At 49.2% G+C, this 20905-nt stretch carries 18 protein-coding genes; 14 read left to right on the plus strand and 4 right to left on the minus strand.

The annotated features are described in order from the left end of the window. Position 1 precedes the first annotated feature (1 nt). The 5 genes from M2133_RS12250 (at position 2) to M2133_RS12270 (ending at position 2666) form a co-directional block, all read left to right on the plus strand. Positions 2-232 carry a hypothetical protein gene (locus M2133_RS12250; RefSeq protein WP_277466433.1) on the plus strand — a complete coding sequence of 77 codons (231 nt, stop codon included), beginning with the start codon at positions 2-4 and terminating at the stop codon, positions 230-232. Then, on the plus strand, positions 232-561 hold the full coding sequence (locus M2133_RS12255) for a hypothetical protein (protein WP_277466434.1): 330 nt from the start codon (positions 232-234) through the stop codon (positions 559-561). The genes M2133_RS12250 and M2133_RS12255 overlap by 1 nt, the downstream gene beginning before the upstream one ends. Before the next feature lie 130 nt (positions 562-691). After that, positions 692-1411 carry a DUF5668 domain-containing protein gene (locus tag M2133_RS12260; RefSeq protein WP_277466435.1) on the plus strand — a complete coding sequence of 240 codons (720 nt, stop codon included), beginning with the start codon at positions 692-694 and terminating at the stop codon, positions 1409-1411. Between the two features lie 2 nt (positions 1412-1413). Continuing rightward, entirely contained in the window at positions 1414-2214 is an 801-nt protein-coding gene (locus tag M2133_RS12265; RefSeq protein WP_277466436.1) for a LytTR family DNA-binding domain-containing protein, read from the plus strand. 137 nt (positions 2215-2351) lie between these two features. Then, positions 2352-2666, plus strand: coding sequence for a helix-turn-helix transcriptional regulator (locus M2133_RS12270; RefSeq protein WP_277466437.1), 315 nt, complete (start codon positions 2352-2354; stop codon positions 2664-2666). A gap of 17 nt (positions 2667-2683) precedes the next feature. On the opposite strand, the gene M2133_RS12275 is transcribed toward M2133_RS12270, so the two are convergent. From M2133_RS12275 to M2133_RS12290, 4 genes are all read right to left on the minus strand, one after another. Next, positions 2684-5083, minus strand: a complete 2400-nt coding sequence (locus M2133_RS12275; RefSeq protein WP_277466438.1) for a TonB-dependent receptor — start codon at positions 5081-5083, stop codon at positions 2684-2686. 77 nt (positions 5084-5160) lie between these two features. Beyond that, positions 5161-5466 carry a helix-turn-helix transcriptional regulator gene (locus tag M2133_RS12280; RefSeq protein ID WP_277466439.1) on the minus strand — a complete coding sequence of 102 codons (306 nt, stop codon included), beginning with the start codon at positions 5464-5466 and terminating at the stop codon, positions 5161-5163. Between the two features lie 286 nt (positions 5467-5752). Continuing rightward, a complete protein-coding gene (carB, locus tag M2133_RS12285) occupies positions 5753-8971 on the minus strand; it encodes a carbamoyl-phosphate synthase (glutamine-hydrolyzing) large subunit (protein WP_277466440.1) in 3219 nt (1072 codons plus the stop codon). A 267-nt stretch (positions 8972-9238) separates the two neighbouring features. Then, complete coding sequence (locus tag M2133_RS12290; RefSeq protein WP_277466441.1) at positions 9239-9712, minus strand: hypothetical protein; 474 nt, start codon at positions 9710-9712, stop codon at positions 9239-9241. A gap of 429 nt (positions 9713-10141) precedes the next feature. Between M2133_RS12290 and M2133_RS12295 the strand changes: the two genes are divergently transcribed. The 9 genes from M2133_RS12295 to M2133_RS12335 all read left to right on the plus strand — a co-directional run bounded on the left by M2133_RS12295 (position 10142) and on the right by M2133_RS12335 (position 20898). Further along, entirely contained in the window at positions 10142-10693 is a 552-nt protein-coding gene (locus M2133_RS12295) for a DUF1599 domain-containing protein (protein ID WP_277466442.1), read from the plus strand. Then, entirely contained in the window at positions 10690-11964 is a 1275-nt protein-coding gene (locus M2133_RS12300) for a BT_3928 family protein (RefSeq protein ID WP_277466443.1), read from the plus strand. Before M2133_RS12295 ends, M2133_RS12300 begins: the two co-directional genes overlap by 4 nt. A gap of 71 nt (positions 11965-12035) precedes the next feature. After that, complete coding sequence (tpiA, locus tag M2133_RS12305; protein ID WP_277466444.1) at positions 12036-12791, plus strand: triose-phosphate isomerase; 756 nt, start codon at positions 12036-12038, stop codon at positions 12789-12791. Positions 12792-12899: 108 nt separating this feature from the next. Beyond that, positions 12900-13415, plus strand: a complete 516-nt coding sequence (locus M2133_RS12310) for an SPOR domain-containing protein (protein ID WP_277466446.1) — start codon at positions 12900-12902, stop codon at positions 13413-13415. A gap of 21 nt (positions 13416-13436) precedes the next feature. Then, the gene (folE, locus tag M2133_RS12315; RefSeq protein WP_277466449.1) at positions 13437-14015 is read left to right on the plus strand and encodes a GTP cyclohydrolase I FolE; all 579 of its coding nucleotides are present in this window, start codon (positions 13437-13439) and stop codon (positions 14013-14015) included. Between the two features lie 51 nt (positions 14016-14066). Continuing rightward, positions 14067-14555 (plus strand): sigma-70 family RNA polymerase sigma factor, encoded by a 489-nt coding sequence (locus M2133_RS12320; protein WP_277466450.1) that lies wholly within the window; start codon positions 14067-14069, stop codon positions 14553-14555. Between the two features lie 13 nt (positions 14556-14568). Beyond that, entirely contained in the window at positions 14569-15156 is a 588-nt protein-coding gene (locus M2133_RS12325) for a hypothetical protein (protein WP_277466452.1), read from the plus strand. Positions 15157-15278: 122 nt separating this feature from the next. Further along, positions 15279-17315 carry a glycoside hydrolase family 2 TIM barrel-domain containing protein gene (locus M2133_RS12330; protein ID WP_277466453.1) on the plus strand — a complete coding sequence of 679 codons (2037 nt, stop codon included), beginning with the start codon at positions 15279-15281 and terminating at the stop codon, positions 17313-17315. 238 nt (positions 17316-17553) lie between these two features. Then, the gene (locus M2133_RS12335) at positions 17554-20898 is read left to right on the plus strand and encodes a TonB-dependent receptor (RefSeq protein ID WP_277466454.1); all 3345 of its coding nucleotides are present in this window, start codon (positions 17554-17556) and stop codon (positions 20896-20898) included. Positions 20899-20905: the final 7 nt, after the last annotated feature.

The following is a 20905-nucleotide window of genomic DNA, read 5'->3' on the forward strand; positions in this document are numbered from 1 at the left end:
TATGAAAGTAATAAGTTCGGCGGAATTACGTAATAACATGAAAAATTGTCTTGATACTGCACGAACAGAAACTGTAGTTATCCAGAGAGCAAAGACCGAAACATCCATCCTAACAAGGCAGGATGATCTACCTGAAGATTTCCATTTGGCAATATCTATGGATGAAGCGATTTGTAGAGTTGAAAGTGGAATGATAGAACTTATCAAGAGCAAAAAGCAAATAAAGACTTAATGAGAGTCATTATCCTTCCGGAGGTAATCGATTATTTCCTGGAGCTGGCCTCTCTCTTTTATGACAAAGGGTATTTTGGATTTGAATATAATGCAGTACAGTATGCCCGGGAGTTATTTGAAGAGATCAGGGATAACTTACCAACCAAACATAAGAAGGTCGCTCCTGAATATTTTGATAAGTATGGGGAAGGCTTGTTTTATGCCGTTTTTAGACGAAATAAGAACACATCATGGTATGTGTTTTTCAATATTTATCAAACGGGGGGAGAAGTTGTCTATTTTGTCAGATATGTGAGCAATAATCATGTGATTGCACAATATTTGTAAACAGAATTGCAGGGCAGTTCACCGTTGTTTTTCCGTTATTCGTCGGGAAACTCCCTTTAATAGGCGCTAACGCGTTGGGTGGTTGGGCCGGATCATGTAGCTTTGCCTTAGAATTTAAAGATACGAAATTATGAACGCATTTCACGAACATCATCATCGTTATCGTAAGTTAAATACGATCGCGGTCTCATTTGCATTTATTTTTGTAGGAGTAATGTTTCTGGCCCGTAATTTTGGCTGGGTCGATCATTCTGTTTTCTCTTTTGTCATTTCCTGGCAAATGTTATTGGTCTATATCGGATTATTCCAGTTGATCAAAAGAAATATAATGGGAGGATTGATTATGATCACGTTTGGTAGCTATTTTCTGTTGCCTTCCGACTATGGGCTGGGGACTTATTGGCCCGTATTGTTGATCCTTATCGGAATAGGGATATTGTTTAAACGCCAGATGAATCATACATGGGGGCATAAGAACCTAGCGCATGGTGCGACAGAGTCTTCTTCGGTAGTGGACGGTTTTGTCCATGTAGATATAAGCTTCGGAGGTACAAAGCATATTGTTTTGGATCCTGTTTTTCAAGGAGCTCAAATAGATGTCTCCTTTGGTTCTATGGTTTTGGACCTGCGCCGCACGGCGTTGGAAAAGCCGGTGACGGCAATTGATCTGGATTGTAGCTTTGGCAGTATCGAATTGTATATTCCCGGTCATTGGAATGTGATCCTTCGTACGGATAATAGTTTCGGAGGTATTCAGGACAAACGGATGGTGGCGCACCAGATTGATTATGAGCACGAACTGCTTATCCGGGGCGATGTCAGTTTTGGTGGGGTAGAGATTAAAAGTTAAGTATGTCGGAGCATCCCTTTACAGAGACGATCACACGGCGGATCGCAGGAACGGTATTGTTGGTTCTTGCGGTATTGCTTCAATGGCTTATCCTAACGTATTACGGGCAGGTGCCTATGGTTCCGGCGGTGATAGATAGCTTGATCTCCATTGGCTTGCTTACGGTATCGGGCTATTACTGCTGGTTTGTATTGGCGTATATCCGGGTGTGGCAGGTGCAGTTGAGCCTGGCTTTGCTCGTTCAGTTTGTTTGCCTGGGCATTAGCTTTACGCTGATGACGATAGTTGACCTGGCGGATGCCTCTTCTTTCCTGTACACCTTGCCGCTGCGTTTTATTTTCGGCCTGTTGGGCTGGATCATCCTCCTGCAGTGGTATTGGAGGTTACAACAAGAGCAGCAATTCCAGGAAGTCCTGGAAGAAGAACGCGAAAGGGCCGAGAGGGAGAATACGCTACCGGAGACCGCACCGGTGGAACGGATCGACCGGATCTCCGTCAAAGACGGTAGCCGCATCCATATCGTGCCTGTGGGCGACCTCTATTGCCTGCAGGCCTGCGGCGACTATGTCACGCTCTTCACCCCTACCGGGCAGTATATCAAGGAGCAGACCATGAAGTATTTCGAGCAACACCTGCCGCCGACCTTTGTGCGTATCCACCGCTCTTCGATCGTCAACGCGGAATATATCGCCCGCGTCGAACTCTTCGGCAAAGACAACTACCAGATCAAACTCAAAAACGGCACCAGCCTGCGTGCCAGCCAGAGCGGCTACAAACTCTTGAAAGAAAGATTATCTTTGTGATTTAGCTTTCCATACAGAAAAGCCGCAGCAAAAGTTTCTATATACGGAAACATTTGCTATCTTTGCACTTTGTAGAAGATGGAACCAAAAGAACGATTTAAGGTAGTGTATTCTGCCGACGCTAAAGAGATAAGGATATGAATAAAATGAAATTTTATACGCATGAGGAAATAGAAGATGAGTTCATTGGTGAAAAAGGGACTCCGAAGCGTGATAAATACGAAGAAGAAATAGAAATGTTCCTTATCGGGGAAGCGATCAGGCAAGCCCGGCAATCCCAAAATCTGACCCAAGAGGAATTAGGCAGACGGGTTGGCGTGCAAAAAGCACAAATATCCAGAATAGAGAACGGTAAAAACTTAACGTTCTCCACTGTTATAAAATTGCTCAAAGCGATGGGCTTAAGCGCTAAGCTGGAAATAAGCGATTTGGGAAAGATCGCTTTGTGCTGACTTCTGCTTTCCTTCCCTTAATGATTCGTCCCTTCGAAAAGATCGTGTCCTTCGTGTCCCTGTGATGCGCGGGCTTTGAAGTTATTGAAGGTATAACTGATCGAGAGCATGATCAACGGGTATTGGGGGCGGATCTTGGTGATCGACTCCAGGTTCGAGGTCGAGATATTACTCACGTAACGGGCGGAATTGAATACATCCCGGAAGGAGAGGGTCGCTGCGACTTTCCGGTTAAACAATTGCTGACGAACCGCCAGGTTCATATACCAGAAAGCATCCGTACGTCCTTGGGTGGTGACCGACGGGCCGACAAAGTTACCATCGACCTGGATCCGGGTGTATTTGCCCGCGTCGAAACCGTTATTCAATGCGATCTCGTAGTTCGTACTGTTCTCATCGGTGCCGAGGTTCTGCAGTTTGTTCTTTACTTTGTAGTGGTAGAGGCTACCGTTCACATTGATATTCCACCAACGAGCGGCCTGCACTTGCAGGCTGAGTTCCACCCCTGTCGAATAATCGCTTCCCACGTTCGCCATCGAGTCGAGCGTTACCCCGGCTACATAAGGCACGCGCAGGCGCTCGATCTTATCTTTCCGCGAGCGGTGGAAGACGGAGGCAGAGACACTGTGTTGCCCGATATTCTTTTTGTAGTTCAATTCGTAGGAGTTGATGTATTCCGCCCGGATATCCGGGTTGCCGATCTCCGCCGAATAATAGTCGCGGTAGGTGATATACGGCTCCATATAAAAGAGTTGCGGGCGGGTGATCCGACGCGAATAAGAAGCCATCAATACATGCTCGTTCGGGAAATGATAGCCCAGGTGAACGGAAGGGAAAAGTTCGAACTTATTGTAGATCCGGTCAGAACCTTCGACCGAGCTGCGCAATACGCGATGGGTATGTTCGCCCCGCAATCCGGCTTGAAACTCAAACGATTTATAACTATCGCCCCAGATCGCATAGATCGAGTTGATGCCGTGCATAAAGTAAAACGTATTATAGATCTCATCGCTCCAGTAGAACTCTTTCTTCACCGGATCCCAGAATTCCATGCTGTAATCACCATCTTCCAGGTAAGAGAAGTATTGGTAGCCGGCTTCGAGTTTACCGGTTGCACTATACGGGTAGATATAATCCAGATTACCCCGGGTGGTCCAGCGGTGTTCGTCTTCGTAGGCCCGGTGTCCCTGTTGGCGTTGATTGTTCTTATCGAAGAGGTCGCTCTGGAAGTATTCCAACGCGTCGCCCCCGTACTTGGCATAGAAACGGGCGGAGAGTTGGTGGCCTTTGTCGTTGAATTTATGCAACATACCGACATTCCCCTGAAAGAAAGTCTCGTGGATATCGTAATAATCACGACTGAAATAGTCGCCCCGCTCCGTTGCTTCTCCGTCGACTTGGCGCACTTCCGAATAGTCGAGGTCGCCATCGCGCGTCCGTCCGCCGTATCCGCCTTCGAAATCCACATCGAATGTCGTTTGCGGCAAGGCATATTGCCAGCCGGCTTTCAATGCGTAGTTGAAATTATTACTTTTTCGTGGTCCGTCGGAATGGGATATGGTCGAGGCATCACCTACGATGGTTGTCTTTTGCTGGTTGAAATCACTCTCGCGCAGCCGTTCGCTATAACTTCCACCAACAAACCAGCGGGAGGCTTTCTGCTGATTGGTCAACAGGAAATCGACCGTGCGGGTCAATGCCGTACTTCCGCTGAGGTTTACCATGCCGCTGACGCCTTGTTGCATATCCTTCTTGGTGATGATATTGATGATGCCCACGGCGCCTTCCGTATCATGGCGTGCCGAAGGATTGGTGATGATCTCGATATTGTCGATATGGGCGGAAGGGATTTGTTCCAACGCCTGCGTGCCGGAGAAGATACTGGGCTTGCCATCCACATAAACGGCAAAGCCACTGCTGCCGCGGAAGGTCACCTCCCCCTCGGCATCGACCCGGATCGACGGCGTATTCTCCAGGATATCCACTGCCGAGCCACCGCTGGCCATCATATTCGAAGAGGCCTCGATCACCCGTTTATCCAGTTTGTAGATCACCTGTTTCTTATTGGCCACCACTTCGACCTCACCCAGCCCCACTTCGAGCTGGCGGAGCCGCATGATACCCGCATCTTTGACGCGTTCATTCTCTACCAGAACCGATTGGGTGAACAGATCATACCCCAGCATACGCACCATCAGGGTATATTCGCCGACGGTAAGCGGCGTCATTTGGAAACCACCCTCCAGATCGGTCATCACTTCGGCAACCACCTTGTCGCCCGAATAGAGGATTACATGCGCATACTCGACCGGCGCCTGCGAAGAAGCGTCGATCACTTTACCTTTAATACCGGAGGCCGCAAAAAGCGAAAAAGAAGTACTCCATACCAGAAGTACCGTAAACAGTGTCTTACTCATGAAATTAGGTCTAACTTTACATTGGTCCGGCAAATATAGGGAAAGTTATAGAAAGAAGAAAAAAGAATACAGAAAGTTTATGGATGTAGCGGCCTTAAATCAACAGCTAAGCCCAAAGCTGCAGCGATCCGGTAGAAAGTAGATACTTTGGGTTCTGTCTTCCCATTTTCTACTTTAGAAATATATGACTTATTACTCCCTATTTTTTTTGCCAATTCCTCCTGAGTCATTTTAGCTTCTTTACGGGCTTCTTCAATTAAAAGACCCGTATAAAAAGAATAGGCTTTTTGCTCTGCTTCCAAGCGGGAAGGAGAACCCTGCACACCGTATTTTTTATCAAGTATGGCGCTATAACTTCTTATTTCATTGTTTTTTGCTCTCATAATACTCCTCCATAATTTTTAATGCCTTGTTGATCTCTTTTTGTGGGGGGGGCTGTGCCTGTTTCTAGAAAATCTTCAAAATAAGGACCAAAAGTAATTACCTCTCTTATCATGACACAAAAATAACAAAAGTTATTCAACTGAACAACTTTTGTTATTCTATTTATGCGGTAGGTGGTTGTAAATCACCTACCGGATTTTTCAGATTGTAAGCGTCATATTACTAAAAAAGGATGCCCACAAATAAGTGTACATCCTTTTAAATTCATCGGATACTATCCGTTTATTACTTATACTCCTGCCAGCTTTTGATTTGGATTTCTGTTTCTTTCATGTTGCAGAAGGCCTGGATGAAGGCGCTGGCCAGGCGGGCGTTGGTGATCAGGGGCACGTTGTGGTCGATGGCGGCCCGGCGGATCTTGTAGCCGTTGGTCAGTTCGCGGGTGGTGTGGTCTTTGGGGATGTTCACCACCAGGTCGAACGTATGGTTCGAGAACATATCCATGACGTTGCAATCGCCCGGTTCGTCCGGCCAGTTCACCGTTTTTGCCGGTACACCGTTTTCGTTCAAGAACTTGGCTGTGCCTTGGGTGCCGAAGATCGTATACCCTTTTTCTGCCAGCAGGCGGCTGGGTTCCAACAGGTCGACCTTGCTTTTGGCTTCTCCTGAAGAGACCAGTACGTTTTGTTCGGGGATCGTATTGCCTACGGCGATCATGGCAGAGAGCAATGCTTCATCGAAATCATCACCCAGACAGCCTACCTCGCCGGTCGAGCTCATGTCGACACCCAGGATCGGGTCGGCCTTATGCAGGCGGGCAAAGGAGAACTGGGAAGCTTTCACACCGATCCAGTCGATATCGAACGCGCTCTTATCCGGTTGGGAGTAGGGAGCGTCGAGCATGATGCGCGTTGCCGTTTCGATAAAGTTGCGGCGAAGCACTTTGGAGACAAACGGGAAGCTGCGCGAAGCACGCAGGTTACATTCGATCACCTTCACTTCGTTGTTCTTTGCCAGGAACTGGATATTCACCGGTCCGCTGATGTTGAGTTCTTTGGCGATCATCTTGCTCACCTTCTTGATGCGGCGGGCAGTCTCGAAGTAGATCTTCTGTGCAGGGAACACCAGGGTGGCGTCGCCGGAGTGTACGCCGGCAAACTCGATATGTTCGGAGATGGCGTATTCCACGATCTCGCCGTTCATGGCTACCGCGTCGAACTCAATCTCTTTCGCTCCCTGAAGGAACTCGGAAACGACCACCGGGTATTCTTTCGACACTTTCGCAGCCAGTCCGAGGAATTCGATCATCTGATCTTTCGTGTAACACACATTCATCGCCGCGCCGGACAATACGTACGACGGACGGATCAGGATCGGGAATCCCACATTCTCAATGAACGCATCGATCTCTTCCATGCTGGTCAATTCTGCCCAACGGGGTTGGTCGATCTTTAAGGTATCGAGCATGGCAGAGAATTTGTGCCGGTTTTCCGCCCGGTCGATCGACAGGGGCGAGGTCCCCAGGATAGGTACCTGCTGACGGTAAAGCTTCATCGCCAGGTTGTTCGGGATCTGTCCGCCCATAGAGACCACCACACCTTTGGGGGTTTCCAGGTCGATCACATCCAGTACGCGTTCCAATGAGAGTTCATCAAAATAGAGGCGGTCGCACATATCGTAGTCGGTCGATACCGTCTCGGGGTTATAGTTGATCATGATCGATTTGTATCCCAGCTTGCGGGCGGTCTGCGCGGCATTCACCGAGCACCAGTCGAACTCGACCGACGAACCGATACGGTACGCGCCCGAACCGAGGATGATCACGCTCTTTTCGTTCTTATAATAAGGTATATCGTGTTCGCTGCCGTCGTACGTGAGGTAGAGGTAGTTGGTCAGTTCCGGAAATTCGGAAGCGATCGTATTGATCCGTTTCACGCTCGGCAGTACGCCCAGCTTCTTCCGGTGGTTGCGCACGCGGATATTTTCTTTTTCCATATTGCCGTCGGGACTTTCCACGTAGCGGGCGATCTGGAAGTCGGAGAACCCAAGGCGTTTCGCTTCGCGCAGGATATCTTCGGGCAGGTCTTCCACTTTCGTATATCCGGCCAATACATGGGTATAGTCGACAATATTTTTCAGCTTGTGCAGGAACCAATGGTTGATCTTCGACAGTTCGTAGATGCGGTCGATCGAGTAACCGGCTTCCAGTGCGCGGGCGATAGCAAAGATGCGCAGGTCGGTCGGGTTCGCCAGTTCTTCGTCGAGGTCGTCGAATGTGATGTCGTTATTGCCCACGAAACCGTGCATCCCCTGTCCGATCATACGCAAGCCTTTCTGGATGATCTCTTCGAAGCTCTTACCGATCGACATGATCTCGCCAACCGACTTCATGCTCGAGCCGATCTGGCGGCTGACACCGACAAACTTCGTCAGGTCCCAGCGCGGGATCTTCACGATCATATAATCCACTTCCGGTGCTTTGTATGCCGAGTAGGGTGTACCCATCTCGCCGATCTCGTCCAGGCCGTAGCCCAGTGCCAGCTTGGCGGCCACGAATGCTAACGGATAACCGCTCGCTTTCGATGCCAGGGCCGAAGAACGGCTCAGGCGGGCATTGACCTCGATCACGCGGTAGTCGCCCGTTTCCGAGTTGTAGGCATATTGAATATTACATTCGCCGACAATGCCCAGGTGGCGGATCGCCTTGGTGGAGATCTCCTGCAGGGTCTTCACCTCTTCATCGGTCAAGGAGCAGGTGGGAGCCACCACGATACTTTCGCCCGTATGCACACCCAGCGGGTCGACATTCTCCATGCTGACCACCGTAAAGCAATGGTCGTTCTTATCGCGTATCACTTCAAACTCAATCTCTTTCCAGCCTTTCAGCGACTCTTCGACCAGGATCTGGGAAGAGTAGGCGAAAGCGCTTTCGGCCAGCGTGCGCAATTCTTTCTCGTCGGCACAGATGCCACTGCCCAGGCCACCCAGGGCGTAAGCCGAGCGGATCATCACCGGGAAGCCAATGCGATGGGCAGCCGCCAGCGCGTCGTCCATCGTCTCTACCGCCTGGCTGATCGGCGTTTTGATCGCTACCTCATCCAGCTTCTTGACAAAGAGGTCGCGGTCTTCCGTATTCATGATCGCCTCGACCGAGGTGCCTAATACCTTCACCCCGTATTTCGCCAGCGTGCCGTCGGTGTAGAGTTGGGTACCACAGTTCAAAGCCGTTTGCCCGCCAAAAGCGAGCAGGATACCGTCGGGTTGTTCTTTTTTGATCACCTCTTCCACGAAGTAAGGAGTGATCGGCAGGAAATAAACCTTATCCGCTACCCCCTCCGATGTTTGGATGGTGGCGATGTTCGGGTTTAAGAGTACGGTACTGATGCCTTCTTCACGTAAGGCCTTTAACGCTTGTGAACCGGAATAGTCGAACTCGCCCGCCTGACCGATCTTCAGTGCGCCGGAGCCGAGGACTATCACTTTCTTGATACCACTTTTCGACATAATTTTTGATACTATTTTAGATTTTATATATATGTTACGTTCCTCAGTCCTTTCCGCAAGACAAAAAAAATACGTTAATCAATGAAGAATAACGCATTCAGTAGAAAACTGCCGACAAAAAGGGAAAAGAGTCCATGTGATCCGACATAAAGCCGGAGAAAAGTGCCAGATTGCCTATGTATTTCTTCCTTGTCATGAACCTCTTTCAAAAACCGGAGCAAATTTAGGACTTAATTTTGGGAATAACAAAGTCATTTACAGTTTCTTTTATTCTTTTTCATCAAAAGCCAATGCGCGTACCCAGGTTTCAATCGTTTTTTCGGATGGACAATCGATCTTCCGGCGCAGGCGGTAGCGGGTTTTGATCACACTCGGCCGGTTGATGCCCAATGTATACGCGATTTCTTCGTTAGTCTGGTTCAGTACCAACAGCATACAGAATAATTCTTCACCTTTGGTGATCGACGGGCATTCCTGCCGCAGGCGGTGCAGGAACATCGGGTGCAGCGCGCTGAAGCTCTGGCGGAACTGGTCTTCTTCGTCATGGGTCAACAAACGGGGATGCAACATCTCCATCACTTTCCCCAGGTCCGTCACTTTCTCCGGACGATCCTGGATCTCTTTCAACTGCCGGCGTAATTCTTCATTCCTTTGTGAGAGTTCTTTTCGTGAAGCAATCAGATTACGCAATAACTCTTCCTGTTTCTGCAACTTCAGACGGATCAATTCTTTCTCCTGCATATCCTTTTCACAACGAAGGCGATAATAGCGGTAGCGGGACACAATATTACATAGAGCAATGACCAGTAAAAGTATAAGGATACAGAAAAATAAAACCGTGTATTTCTCCATATATAGTTTCTGTCGTTTTTCAGAACGCAAATATAAAGCAAAATCGGAGCGATGCAAGAATAGAGTGCAATAAAATGCATAGCAAAATGCCGGATTTTGAAAGTGCTGATAGCTGTCGACACTTGTGCCGATAATTATCAGCACAAGTGCCGATAATTATCAGCACAAGTGTCGATAATTATCAGCACAAATATAAGCCTGCTATTTGGAAAGAAAGATTCCCGTAATGACTTGAGATACAATAGTCTATCACTTTGCTTTGTAAAGCAGTCATAATTATTGTATATTTGCTTCCTAAATTTTGATGTAACAGGGTATATGACTGAGACAAATAAGCAATTCGAGCGTGTGATCGCTCAATGCAGGGAGCTGTTTGAAAAGAAGTTGAAGGATTATGGTCCTTCCTGGCGGATTTTGCGTCCGGAGTCAGTCACGGATCAGCTTTTTATCAAAGCCAGCCGGATACGTTCGCTGGAGATCAAAGGCGTCAGTAAGGTCGACGAAGGCATTCGTCCGGAGTTTATCGCCATTGTCAACTATGGCGTGATCGGGCTTATTCAACTGGCGAAAGGTTTTTCCGATACCACGGATATGAGTTACGAAGAGGCGTTGGCGTTGTATGATCGATACATCACGGAGACGAAAGAACTGATGTATGCCAAGAACCACGATTACGACGAGGCGTGGCGCAGCATGCGGATCAGCTCGTACACCGACCTGATCCTGACGAAGCTCTACCGCACGAAGCAGATCGAGAGCAACGACGGGCAGACCCTGGTTTCCGAAGGGGTGGATGCCAACTATATGGATATGATCAACTACGCGCTTTTCGGTTTGATCAAACTGGAAGAGGCAAAAACAGAGATATGAAATACCGGGAAACGATCATCAAAGGATTAGCCGAATGCTGCCGGGTATTGATCGGGGCGGTGTTTGTCTTTTCCGGGTTTGTGAAAGCGGTCGACCCGGTCGGGTTCGCTTTGAAGATCGGGGACTACCTGATTGCGTTCGGACTGGATCGTTTCCAGTCCTTATCCCAGGTGTTCGGGTTCAACCTGATTGCGATCGAGTTTATGCTGGGCGTCTGTGTCTTGTTGGGCGTCTACCGGCGGTATGCCTCTTTCCTGGCACTGGCGATGATGGCTTTTATGACGCCGTTGACCCTCTATCTGGCATTGTTCGATCCGGTATCCGACTGCGGTTGCTTCGGCGATGCGGTGATCCTAAGCAACTGGGAGACGTTCGGCAAGAATGTCGTATTGCTCGCCGCCGCTATTTTCCTGTTTATTCATAATCAACGGATCTACCAGTTCTTTACCTATAAGGTATATTGGTTTGTCGCCCTGTTCGCTTTCTTTTTCTGCAGCTTTTTCACCCTGCAGAACTACCGCCACCTGCCGGTGATGGATTTCCGCCCGTATAAGGTGGGCACGAATATCCCTGAAGCGATGGCCATTCCCGAAGGAGCGCCCGAAGACGAATACCTCTATTCGTTTATCTATGAGAAAGACGGGGCGCAACAGACGTTCGGACTCGACAACCTGCCTGCCGAGGGCAGCGGCTGGACTTTCGTGGAGTCGCAGACGACCCTGATCAAACAAGGTTATGTGCCTTTGATCGCCGCGTTCAATTTATATAATCCGGACGATCAGGATGTGACGCAGGAGATATTGCAAGCCGACAAAGATGTCTTTTTATTGGTCTCGCCCAACCTCGGTGCGGCGAACGATGAATATATCGATCAGATCAACGGCGTATTCGACTACGCGCAGGAACACGCCCTGGCGTTTTATGGTGTGACCGGTTCGCCGGAAGAGGAGATCAACCGTTGGATCGACTATACGGGTGCCGAATATCCTTTCCTGCAGGCCGATGATGTCCTGTTGAAAACGATGATCCGCGCGAACCCCGGCCTGATCCTGTTGAGGGGCGGAACGGTATGGGCGAAATGGCATTTCCGGGATATTCCCGAGATGGAAGAAGTGAAGGCGGTGATGGACGACTATCGCGGTCGCGACCAGGCGGTGAAGAAAGAAGACACCTGGATGATAACCAACTTATTGACTTTTGCCGTACCTTTGCTGTTCGTTTGGGGCTACGATTACCTGCGTAACCGACGGCGGAAGGCAGTTGACAATTAAGAATTAACAATTAAGAATTAACAAACAACGTTCGCTTAGCGAAGCGTAAAGCAATTAACAATAATTAAGTTATGAGAAAGAACATTATCGCAGGAAACTGGAAAATGAACACCACCCTCGAGCAAGGGTTGGAATTGGCAAAAGAATTGAATGAAGCATTGAAAGGTAAGACTTTGAAGTGTGATGTAGTGATCGGAACTCCGTTCACCCATCTGGCTTCTGTCGCTGCGGCTATCGATACGAATGTGATCGGTGTGGCTGCCCAGAACTGCGCAGATCAGGATAAAGGCGCGTATACCGGTGAGGTATCGGCGGCTATGGTCGCTTCTACGGGCGCTAAATATGTGATCCTGGGTCACTCGGAACGTCGAGCTTACTACCACGAAACGGCTGAGATCCTGAAAACGAAAGTAGGATTGGCTTTGGCCAACGGCTTGACGCCGATCTTCTGTATCGGTGAGGTGCTGGAAGAAAGAGAAGCCGGCAAGCACTTCGACGTGGTCGACGAGCAGGTGAAAGCTTCTCTGTTTGAACTCTCTGCCGAAGATTTCGCGAAATTGGTGATCGCCTACGAACCCGTATGGGCTATCGGTACAGGCAAAACCGCGACGGCCGACCAGGCCGAAGAGATCCACGCGCATATCCGTCGCACGATCGCTTCCAAATACGGCGAAGAGATTGCCGACAACTGCACGATCCTTTACGGCGGCAGCATGAACGGTGCCAATGCCGCGGAGCTGGTATCCAAACCCAATGTCGACGGTGGTCTGATCGGTGGGGCTTCACTGGGCGTAGATAAATTTATGCCGATTATTGAAGCGTTTTAACTAAACGCGCTCTGCGCGTTTAGAATTATGAATTATGAGTTATGAATTATGAGAACTCCCATCTCATCGTTTATCTCATAATTCATAATTCATAATTCATAATTTTTTATGAGACATTTATTCTTTACATTCTTCATCTTCCTCCCCAGTCTTTTGTTCGCCCAGAGCGCCCAGACGGCAACCGGATTGCCCGTACAGGAAGAGAAGGTCAAGACGATCTTCGATGCCCTGGAAGAACCGGGATGGGGAAAAGGAGAGGTGGTGATTCATCAGTCGGATGCGATCCGCCAGTTGGTGGGCGCCCGTAAACACGGCGCCAATGTGGAACAGACCGATGGCGATTCGTTCCTGATCCTCGATGGTTTCCGCACCCAGGTCTTCTCCGGAAATAATCAGCGCTTGTCGAAAGACGAAGCCTTTGATAAAGAGAAAAAGATCAAAGAGCTTTTCCCGGACCTGACCACGTATGTGACCTATACCGCTCCCTTCTGGCGATTGCGCGTAGGCGATTACCGCACCCATGAGGAAGCTTATCATGTATTACGCCAATTATCCGTTTCTTTCCCTTCCTTTGCCAAAGAAATGTATATTGTTAAAGAAAAGATTCGAATCCCACTATATTAATTCTTCATTCTTCATTTAGATATGAGAATAACAGAAAACACAATCGTTGCCAACGAAGCGTTGGTGCAACATTACAAAGAGATTATCGGCCTGTTGGGAGAAGACGTCACCCGCGAAGGCCTGTTGAAAACGCCCGAACGTGTAGCCAAAGCCATGCAATTCCTCACCAAAGGATATAACGAAGACCCCGAAGCGATCCTGCGCTCTGCCATGTTCAAAGAGGAAGGATACAAACAGATGGTGATTGTGAAAGACATCGACTTCTTCTCGATGTGCGAGCATCACATGCTGCCGTTCTTCGGTAAGGCCCATATCGCTTATATCCCCCGGCACTACATCACGGGCCTGAGCAAGATTCCCCGGATCGTGGATATCTTCGCCCGCCGCTTGCAGATCCAGGAACGCCTGACGATGCAGATCAAAGACTGTATCCAGCAGACGTTGGATCCCCTGGGCGTGATGGTTGTCGTCGAAGCCCAACATATGTGTATGCAGATGCGCGGCGTGGAAAAACAAAACTCCCTGACGACTACTTCCGACTTCACTGGCTTCTTCCAGCAAGCCAAGACGCGGGAGGAATTTATGAATCTGATCAGGTAGTGTAACTATTTCTTCCGTTTTGCGACTGATGATATAGAAACGAAAAGTTCAATGGATCTACAGTTGCAAAAGAAAGAGTTTGTCGCTTTGGTGGAAGACTATAAGCAGATCATCTATAAGGTCTGTTATATGTATGCCTCCGGAGCCGATCATCTGAACGACCTCTATCAGGAGGTCGTGATCAATCTATGGAAAGCTTATCCTCACTTCCGGGGTGAGAGTAAGGTCTCGACATGGGTCTACCGTATCGGGCTGAATACCTGTGTGTCTTTTTACCGCAAATCGAAGAACCGGCCGGAAGTGGTTCCCATCACGGTCGACCTGGAAGATTTTGCCTACGAAGAAGACAAAACCAGTCAGCTTCGCGAACTCTACCGCATGATCAACCGCCTCCATCCGCTCGAGCGCGCGATTATTCTTCTCTGGCTCGAGGAGAAGAATTACCACGAGATCGCGGAGATCACCGGCCTTACGCGCAACCATGTAGCCGTCAAACTGAATCGGATCAAAGAGAAATTGAAAACAATGTCTGACAGCTAAAAAACAACCGAATATGGAATTGGAAGAATTAAAAGCGAGCTGGGGTATCCTGAGTGAACGCCTGGCGCAAAATGAGATAGTGAACCAACGGCTCGTGCGGGAGATGATCGAGAAGAAAACGCTATCGGCGCAGAGCCGACTGCAACGCTATGATTTATTTAGTCTGGTCGTTGTGTTTGTAACGATCATCCTATTGCCCCTGATCAAAATCAATACGGTCCTGTTGACCTCCTCTTTTATTGTATTAATGAGCATGATGGCCCTTGCCCTGGCGGTACAGGCTTATCTGATGTATCTCCTATTGGGTATCGACCTCCAGGGGAAAGGCATCGTGGAGAATATGAAAGTCATCCTCCGCTACAAACTACTGAACAAAAGGAACCATACCTGGGGCGCTGTCGTAGGGCTTCTGGGAGGTGGCGCGGTGATCCTTCTGCAGGGCGATAAAATCTATTTTCATACGATGAATGTGGTTACAATAGTCGTTCTTTTACTCTGCACGGCCTTTGTCAGCGTCGTCCAGTATCGTTTCTACCGCAACAACATCGCCGCCATGGAAAAAGGCCTGCGCGAACTGGAAGACTTTGAAAAAGAACAGTAGCGCCATAAATAGCGGTAATTCTTAATTCTTTGCCTTTAGACAATATGTGTCAATAAATCGGACGATTTGTATGGCCCGGTCAGGGGGTGGATCCCTATTTTTGCTTGCAAAAGGGAAATACCATGAAGAAGACCGCCATTTTATTCCTACTATGCGTATGTTGTAATAGTACGCTATTTGCTGCCCGGAAGCAAATCCTGTTGAACGAGAACTGGAACTTCCGCTTTTCCTGGCAGGTACAGAAAAATTCGGAACGCCGGGTCGATTTGCCCCATACCTGGAACGCACAGGACGCGTTGGCGGGCGAGCAGGACTATTTCAGAGGCGTGGGCAATTACCGGAAGATGATCGATATCCCGGAAGAATGGAAAGGCAAACGCCTTTTCCTCCGCTTCGAAGGGGCGAACACAGTCACTAATCTTTTTATCAATCAACAACATGTCGGGGAACACCGGGGTGGCTATGGCGCTTTTGTCTTTGATCTGACCGACCGGGTGGATTACGGGAAGCCGAATGAGATTCTGGTTCGCGTAAACAATGCCTTGCAACTGGATATTATGCCGCTGGTGGGCGACTTCAACTTCTACGGCGGCATCTACCGGGATGTTTACCTGATCGTCACCGACGAGCAGCAGATCTCACTGACCGACTATGCTTCGCCGGGCATTTACCTGGTGCAAGAAAAGATATCGGAGAAAGAGGCGGTTGTAAACGCGCGGGTGATGTTGAGTAATTATGCGGCTACGGAAGAGGCGGAGCTGACGGTGAACATCTTTGACGGCGGCAAAAAACTGCTCTCGGAAAAGAAAACCCTTACTTTACCTACCGGCATCAATCAACCGCAGGAGATCCGTTTCACCCTGCCGTCTCCCCGTTTGTGGGACGGGCGCAAGGATCCTTTCTGTTATCAGGTGCGGGTCGATCTGGCGGTGAACGGGCAGATCGTCGATACGGTTAGCCAGCCTTTGGGGCTTCGTTATTATACGGTGGATGCCGACAAAGGCTTCTTCCTGAATGGTAATCCTCTCAAGTTGAGAGGCGTTTGCCGCCATCAGGACCGGCCGGAGATCGGCAATGCCCTGCGGCCTATGCATCATCGGGAAGATATGGATATTATCCTGGAGATGGGAACCAATGCCATCCGTCTGGCGCATTACCCCCAGGCCCCTTATTTCTATGATTTAGCCGATGAAAGCGGCTTAATCATCTGGGCAGAGATTCCTTTTATCGGTCCCGGCGGTTACGAAGAACGGGGGTATGTCGATCAGCCTGCTTTCCGCGCGAACGGGAAAGAGCAACTGAAAGAACTCATCCGTCAGCACTATAACCATCCTTCCATTTGCATGTGGGGCTTGTATAATGAATTGAAGACCATCGGTGACAGCCCCGAAGCGTATATCGCGGAGCTCAATGCCCTGGCCCATGACGAAGACCCGACACGTCCGACGGTTGCCGCCAGCTTCCTGGGCGATGATAATGCGCTGAGTCCGCATTCCGACCTGATTGCCTGGAATAAGTATTACGGATGGTATGGCGGCAGCTTCGCCGACCTGGGGCGATGGGCGGATGGCATCCACCGCCAATTCCCTGCCTATAAGATCGGTATCAGTGAATACGGTGCCGGTGCCAGCATCTATCACCAACAGGACGAAGTGAAAAGCGGCGATGCCTCCGGCTGGTGGCATCCCGAGAACTGGCAAACGGCCTACCATATCGGCAACTGGCAGGCGATAGCCGAACGCCCGTTTATCTGGGGCTCTTTCGTTTGGAATATGTTCGACTTCGGAGCCGCCCACCGTACCGAGGGCGATCGTCCGGGCATCAATGATAAAGGATTGGTCACCTTCGACCGGAAAGTGAAAAAGGATGCCTTCTACTTTTATAAGGCCAACTGGAACACGGAGGATCGATTCGTGTATATCGCCAACCGCCGGCATACGCGCCGCACCCAACCACTTACCACCGTAACGGTATTCTCCAACCTGAAAGAAGTAGAATTGTTTGTGAACGGGAAAAGCCTCGGCCGGCAGACACCGGACGGCTATGCTACGTTCACCTGGAACGAAGTCGCTTTGTCTGCCGGAGAGAATCAGATCGAAGCCCGTTCGGTAAATGGGAAAGACCGGAAGTCGGATATCGTCTTATGGTCTTGGAAATAAACGGGTAGAAAGAGTTAAAAGCCCGGGCTTGGACTTTTTGTGTATATGAATCGGACGCAATGTGTGGACGCAAACAATTGACAGTCCATATATTTGCCTTAACAATAATAAACAAAATAAAATCTAAAAAGCCTATGCAAATCTAAAACTCAGGAATGTGCAAGTAAGAACCGCCATTGTGCGGCCAAAGTTTCTCAAAGAATGAAATATATTTTATAAACTTTTAGTCTATGTTATTATGATGAAAGATTTCAACATCTCTCTCTTTTCGAAAACGATGCTGGTAGGAGCAACAATGCTTCTGGCATCCGTTGGATCGGTTCAGGCCAATCCGACTGCAGGGCTTGAAAATGCGGAAGCGGCTATCACAGCTTCTCCGCAACAAGCAAAGATCACGATAAAAGGGGTTGTCTCCGACGCGAGCGGACCGATTATCGGAGCAAACGTAGTAGAAAAAGGTACTACAAACGGAACCATCACCAATTTCGATGGTGAATTTACGCTGAGCGTTGCTGCCAATGCCACGCTGGTAATCTCTTATATCGGGTATATCGAACAACAGATCCCGGTAAACAATCAAACGACATTCAACATCCTGTTGGCGGAAGATACACAAGCGCTTGACGAAGTAGTCGTCGTCGCTTACGGGGTGCAGAAGAAAGTGAACCTGACCGGTTCGGTTTCCAGCATCGGCTCGAAAAAATTAGAAAGCCGCGCGGTGCCTAACCTGTCAACTTCATTGGTTGGTTTGGCTCCGGGTATGACCGTTCGCCAAACGAGTGGTAACCCGGGCAGCGACGGTGCCAGTATCCGCATCCGTGGTATCGGTACGTTCGACAGCAATTCCCGTGGCCCGATGGTGATCGTCGATGGATCGGTGGGTAGTATGGACTCGGTGAACCCGGACGACGTGGAATCAATCTCTGTATTGAAAGACGCGGCTTCGTCTTCTATCTACGGGTCACGTGGTGCAAACGGGGTCATCCTGATCACCACCAAGAAAGGACGTACGGAAGCAGCTCCGCGCGTAACCTATTCCGGTATCGTGGCTTCCGAACAGCCCAGCCGTAAGGTGGACTTTATTACCGACTATGCGGATTATATGACCTTGTTCAACCGCGCACAGTCGAACATGGGACATACCCAACGCTACAATCAATCAACCATCGACGCCTGGCGTAAGGCTTCACAGAATCCGAACGGAACAGACAACGAATGGGGTATCCCCAACTACCTGGCGTATCCGAACACCGACTGGTTCGACGCATTGTTCGAAAACAACCTGTACCACAAGCATAACCTTTCGGTTTCAGGCGGTAGCAAGAACTCAAACTATCTGTTGTCGATGATGTATATGGACAACCCCGGAACGATGGAAAACACCGGATCGGAAAGATATCAATTCCGTATCAACGCCGAGACGAAGATTGCTAACTTCCTGACTTTCGGAACACAGACCTATGCTTCCAAGCAATTCACCGAAGCGGGCAATACCGGCTCTGCTTTCACCTATCTGTTCCAGACCGTGCCGGGTATGACCCCGCAACGCGACGGCAAATACGGTTTCCCTGAAGCAGACGAAGAAGACGGAACAGCAAACAACCCGTTCTGGTTCCTGAACAATACAGGAGGTGAAAAGACCACCACACGCGTGAATACCACCTGGTATGCCGTAGCCGATATCTACGACGGACTCTCGGCTCAGGCCCGTTTCAACTATCAGGATTATCGTTACGATAGCGAAGCCTATGCCAAAGAAAACAATATGTATAGCTTCCGCACGAACGAAATCAAACGTTATGGTAGCACCCTTTCGACCGGAACGATCTCGTACGACGGTGAAAGATCATACGAATACACCGCGATGGTAGGTTTGAACTACAACAAATCATTCGGCGACCACGATGTGTCTGCTATGGTAGGTTACGAACAATATTATAAAGACGCCCGGAGAATCTACGCGCAACGTCACGGTATGATGGACTTCTCATTGACCGATATTACCACGGCAACCGAGAACGACAAGATCACCGGTTTCCGTAACAGTGATGGTTCAGACAGCCAGTATGGCGCGCATTACAACTTCGGTATGTTGTCATGGCTCGGCCGTGTGAACTACGCATACAAAGGACGTTACCTGTTTGAAGCCAGCGTACGTCGCGATGCTTCTTCCCGTTTCTCTCCGGACAACCGTTGGGGTACGTTCCCTTCCGCTTCTGCCGGATGGCGTATCTCGGAAGAAGAATTTATGAAAGGTTCATTCTTCGACAACCTGAAACTGCGTGCCAACTGGGGTAAGCTGGGTAACACCACTTCCGGTTATTACGACTGGCAGGCGACTTACGGAAAGACCAATACGTCTTTCGGTGGCGTGATCCTGAACGGTCTGGCACAGTCGAAACTGGCGAACGCCCTGTTACAGTGGGAAAATGTAAACTCTTTCGGTATTGGTGTGGACGCGTCGGTATTGAACCAACGCCTGAACCTGGAAGTAGACTACTACAACCGCTTGACGGAAGGGATCCTGACTTCACCGTCGATCTATCTGACGATGGGTACGGTAGGCGCTCCGACGAAGAACACCTCGGATATGCGTAACCAAGGTATTGAACTGAACCTGACCTGGAACGACCAGATCGGTAAGGTACAATATATGGTGAATGCCAACTTCTCGTACAACCAGAATGAGGTGGTTGCTTATAAAGGCAAACTGAATCAAGGTTGGGAAGGTGAATCTTACAAGAGCAATATCGGTGACGTAGCCGATATCAATGGAACGAAGATCCGTACGGAAGGTTATATGTTTGATGAGTTCTTTATGCGTTCGGTTTACAAAGGAACCGGAACCTATAAAGATGGCAGTGGCAACGTTGACCCGAACGGTGGACCAAGAGACGGTATGATCCGTACAGAAGCCGACTTGCAGTGGGTAAGAGATATGCAGGCAGCCGGTTATAGCTTCGCAACAAACACGGTAAGCAAATCCGGTTTGTGGTATGGTGAATTCATTCTGGCGGATAATAACGGCGATAAGATCTATGGTAACACGCACGACCGCAAGTTTACCGGCAAATCGGAAATGCCGAAATACAGCTTCGGTTTGAATGCTTCTGCGGCTTGGAACGGTTTCGACTTCAGCATGACCTGGGCAGGTAACGCCGGTATGTATTACTACATGAATACCCGCGGTATCGATAACTCGAACCTGGGCGACCGTACCGTATTGGCACACGATGCCGCTACGAAGTATTACTACTATAACGAAGAGAATCCTTCGGATCCCGCAAACAATATCAATGCGGAATACCCGCGTTTGAAATACAACTCAAGTGGCGCGCATTACGATAACGAACGTTACCTGCATAACGCTTCCTATATCAAGTTGAAAAACCTTCAGGTAGGTTACACCTTGCCGAAGACCTTGATTGAACGGACTAAGTTGCAGAATGTACGCGTGTTTGTAGCCGGTGAAAACCTGATTACGATTACCAACTTCCCGGGTCTCGACCCTGAAATGAGTGGTTCGGTCAATGCTTATCCGACAGCCCGAATGCTGTCTGCAGGTCTTAACCTTGTTTTCTAACTTAATA

The organism is Parabacteroides sp. PF5-6, from assembly GCF_029504695.1.
Lineage (GTDB): Bacteria > Bacteroidota > Bacteroidia > Bacteroidales > Tannerellaceae > QVMG01.

Coding starts and splice junctions, on each gene's coding strand:
- M2133_RS12260 (WP_277466435.1), top strand. CDS start 692: ATGAACGCATTTCACGAACATCATCATCGTTATCGTAAGTTAAATACG.
- M2133_RS12300 (WP_277466443.1), top strand. CDS start 10,690: ATGAAATACCGGGAAACGATCATCAAAGGATTAGCCGAATGCTGCCGG.
- carB (WP_277466440.1), bottom strand. CDS start 8,971: ATGTCGAAAAGTGGTATCAAGAAAGTGATAGTCCTCGGCTCCGGCGCA.
- M2133_RS12280 (WP_277466439.1), bottom strand. CDS start 5,466: ATGAGAGCAAAAAACAATGAAATAAGAAGTTATAGCGCCATACTTGAT.
- M2133_RS12320 (WP_277466450.1), top strand. CDS start 14,067: ATGGATCTACAGTTGCAAAAGAAAGAGTTTGTCGCTTTGGTGGAAGAC.
- tpiA (WP_277466444.1), top strand. CDS start 12,036: ATGAGAAAGAACATTATCGCAGGAAACTGGAAAATGAACACCACCCTC.
- M2133_RS12330 (WP_277466453.1), top strand. CDS start 15,279: ATGAAGAAGACCGCCATTTTATTCCTACTATGCGTATGTTGTAATAGT.
- M2133_RS12295 (WP_277466442.1), top strand. CDS start 10,142: ATGACTGAGACAAATAAGCAATTCGAGCGTGTGATCGCTCAATGCAGG.
- M2133_RS12250 (WP_277466433.1), top strand. CDS start 2: ATGAAAGTAATAAGTTCGGCGGAATTACGTAATAACATGAAAAATTGT.
- M2133_RS12310 (WP_277466446.1), top strand. CDS start 12,900: ATGAGACATTTATTCTTTACATTCTTCATCTTCCTCCCCAGTCTTTTG.
- M2133_RS12265 (WP_277466436.1), top strand. CDS start 1,414: ATGTCGGAGCATCCCTTTACAGAGACGATCACACGGCGGATCGCAGGA.
- M2133_RS12335 (WP_277466454.1), top strand. CDS start 17,554: ATGATGAAAGATTTCAACATCTCTCTCTTTTCGAAAACGATGCTGGTA.
- folE (WP_277466449.1), top strand. CDS start 13,437: ATGAGAATAACAGAAAACACAATCGTTGCCAACGAAGCGTTGGTGCAA.
- M2133_RS12325 (WP_277466452.1), top strand. CDS start 14,569: ATGGAATTGGAAGAATTAAAAGCGAGCTGGGGTATCCTGAGTGAACGC.
- M2133_RS12270 (WP_277466437.1), top strand. CDS start 2,352: ATGAATAAAATGAAATTTTATACGCATGAGGAAATAGAAGATGAGTTC.
- M2133_RS12275 (WP_277466438.1), bottom strand. CDS start 5,083: ATGAGTAAGACACTGTTTACGGTACTTCTGGTATGGAGTACTTCTTTT.
- M2133_RS12255 (WP_277466434.1), top strand. CDS start 232: ATGAGAGTCATTATCCTTCCGGAGGTAATCGATTATTTCCTGGAGCTG.
- M2133_RS12290 (WP_277466441.1), bottom strand. CDS start 9,712: ATGCAGGAGAAAGAATTGATCCGTCTGAAGTTGCAGAAACAGGAAGAG.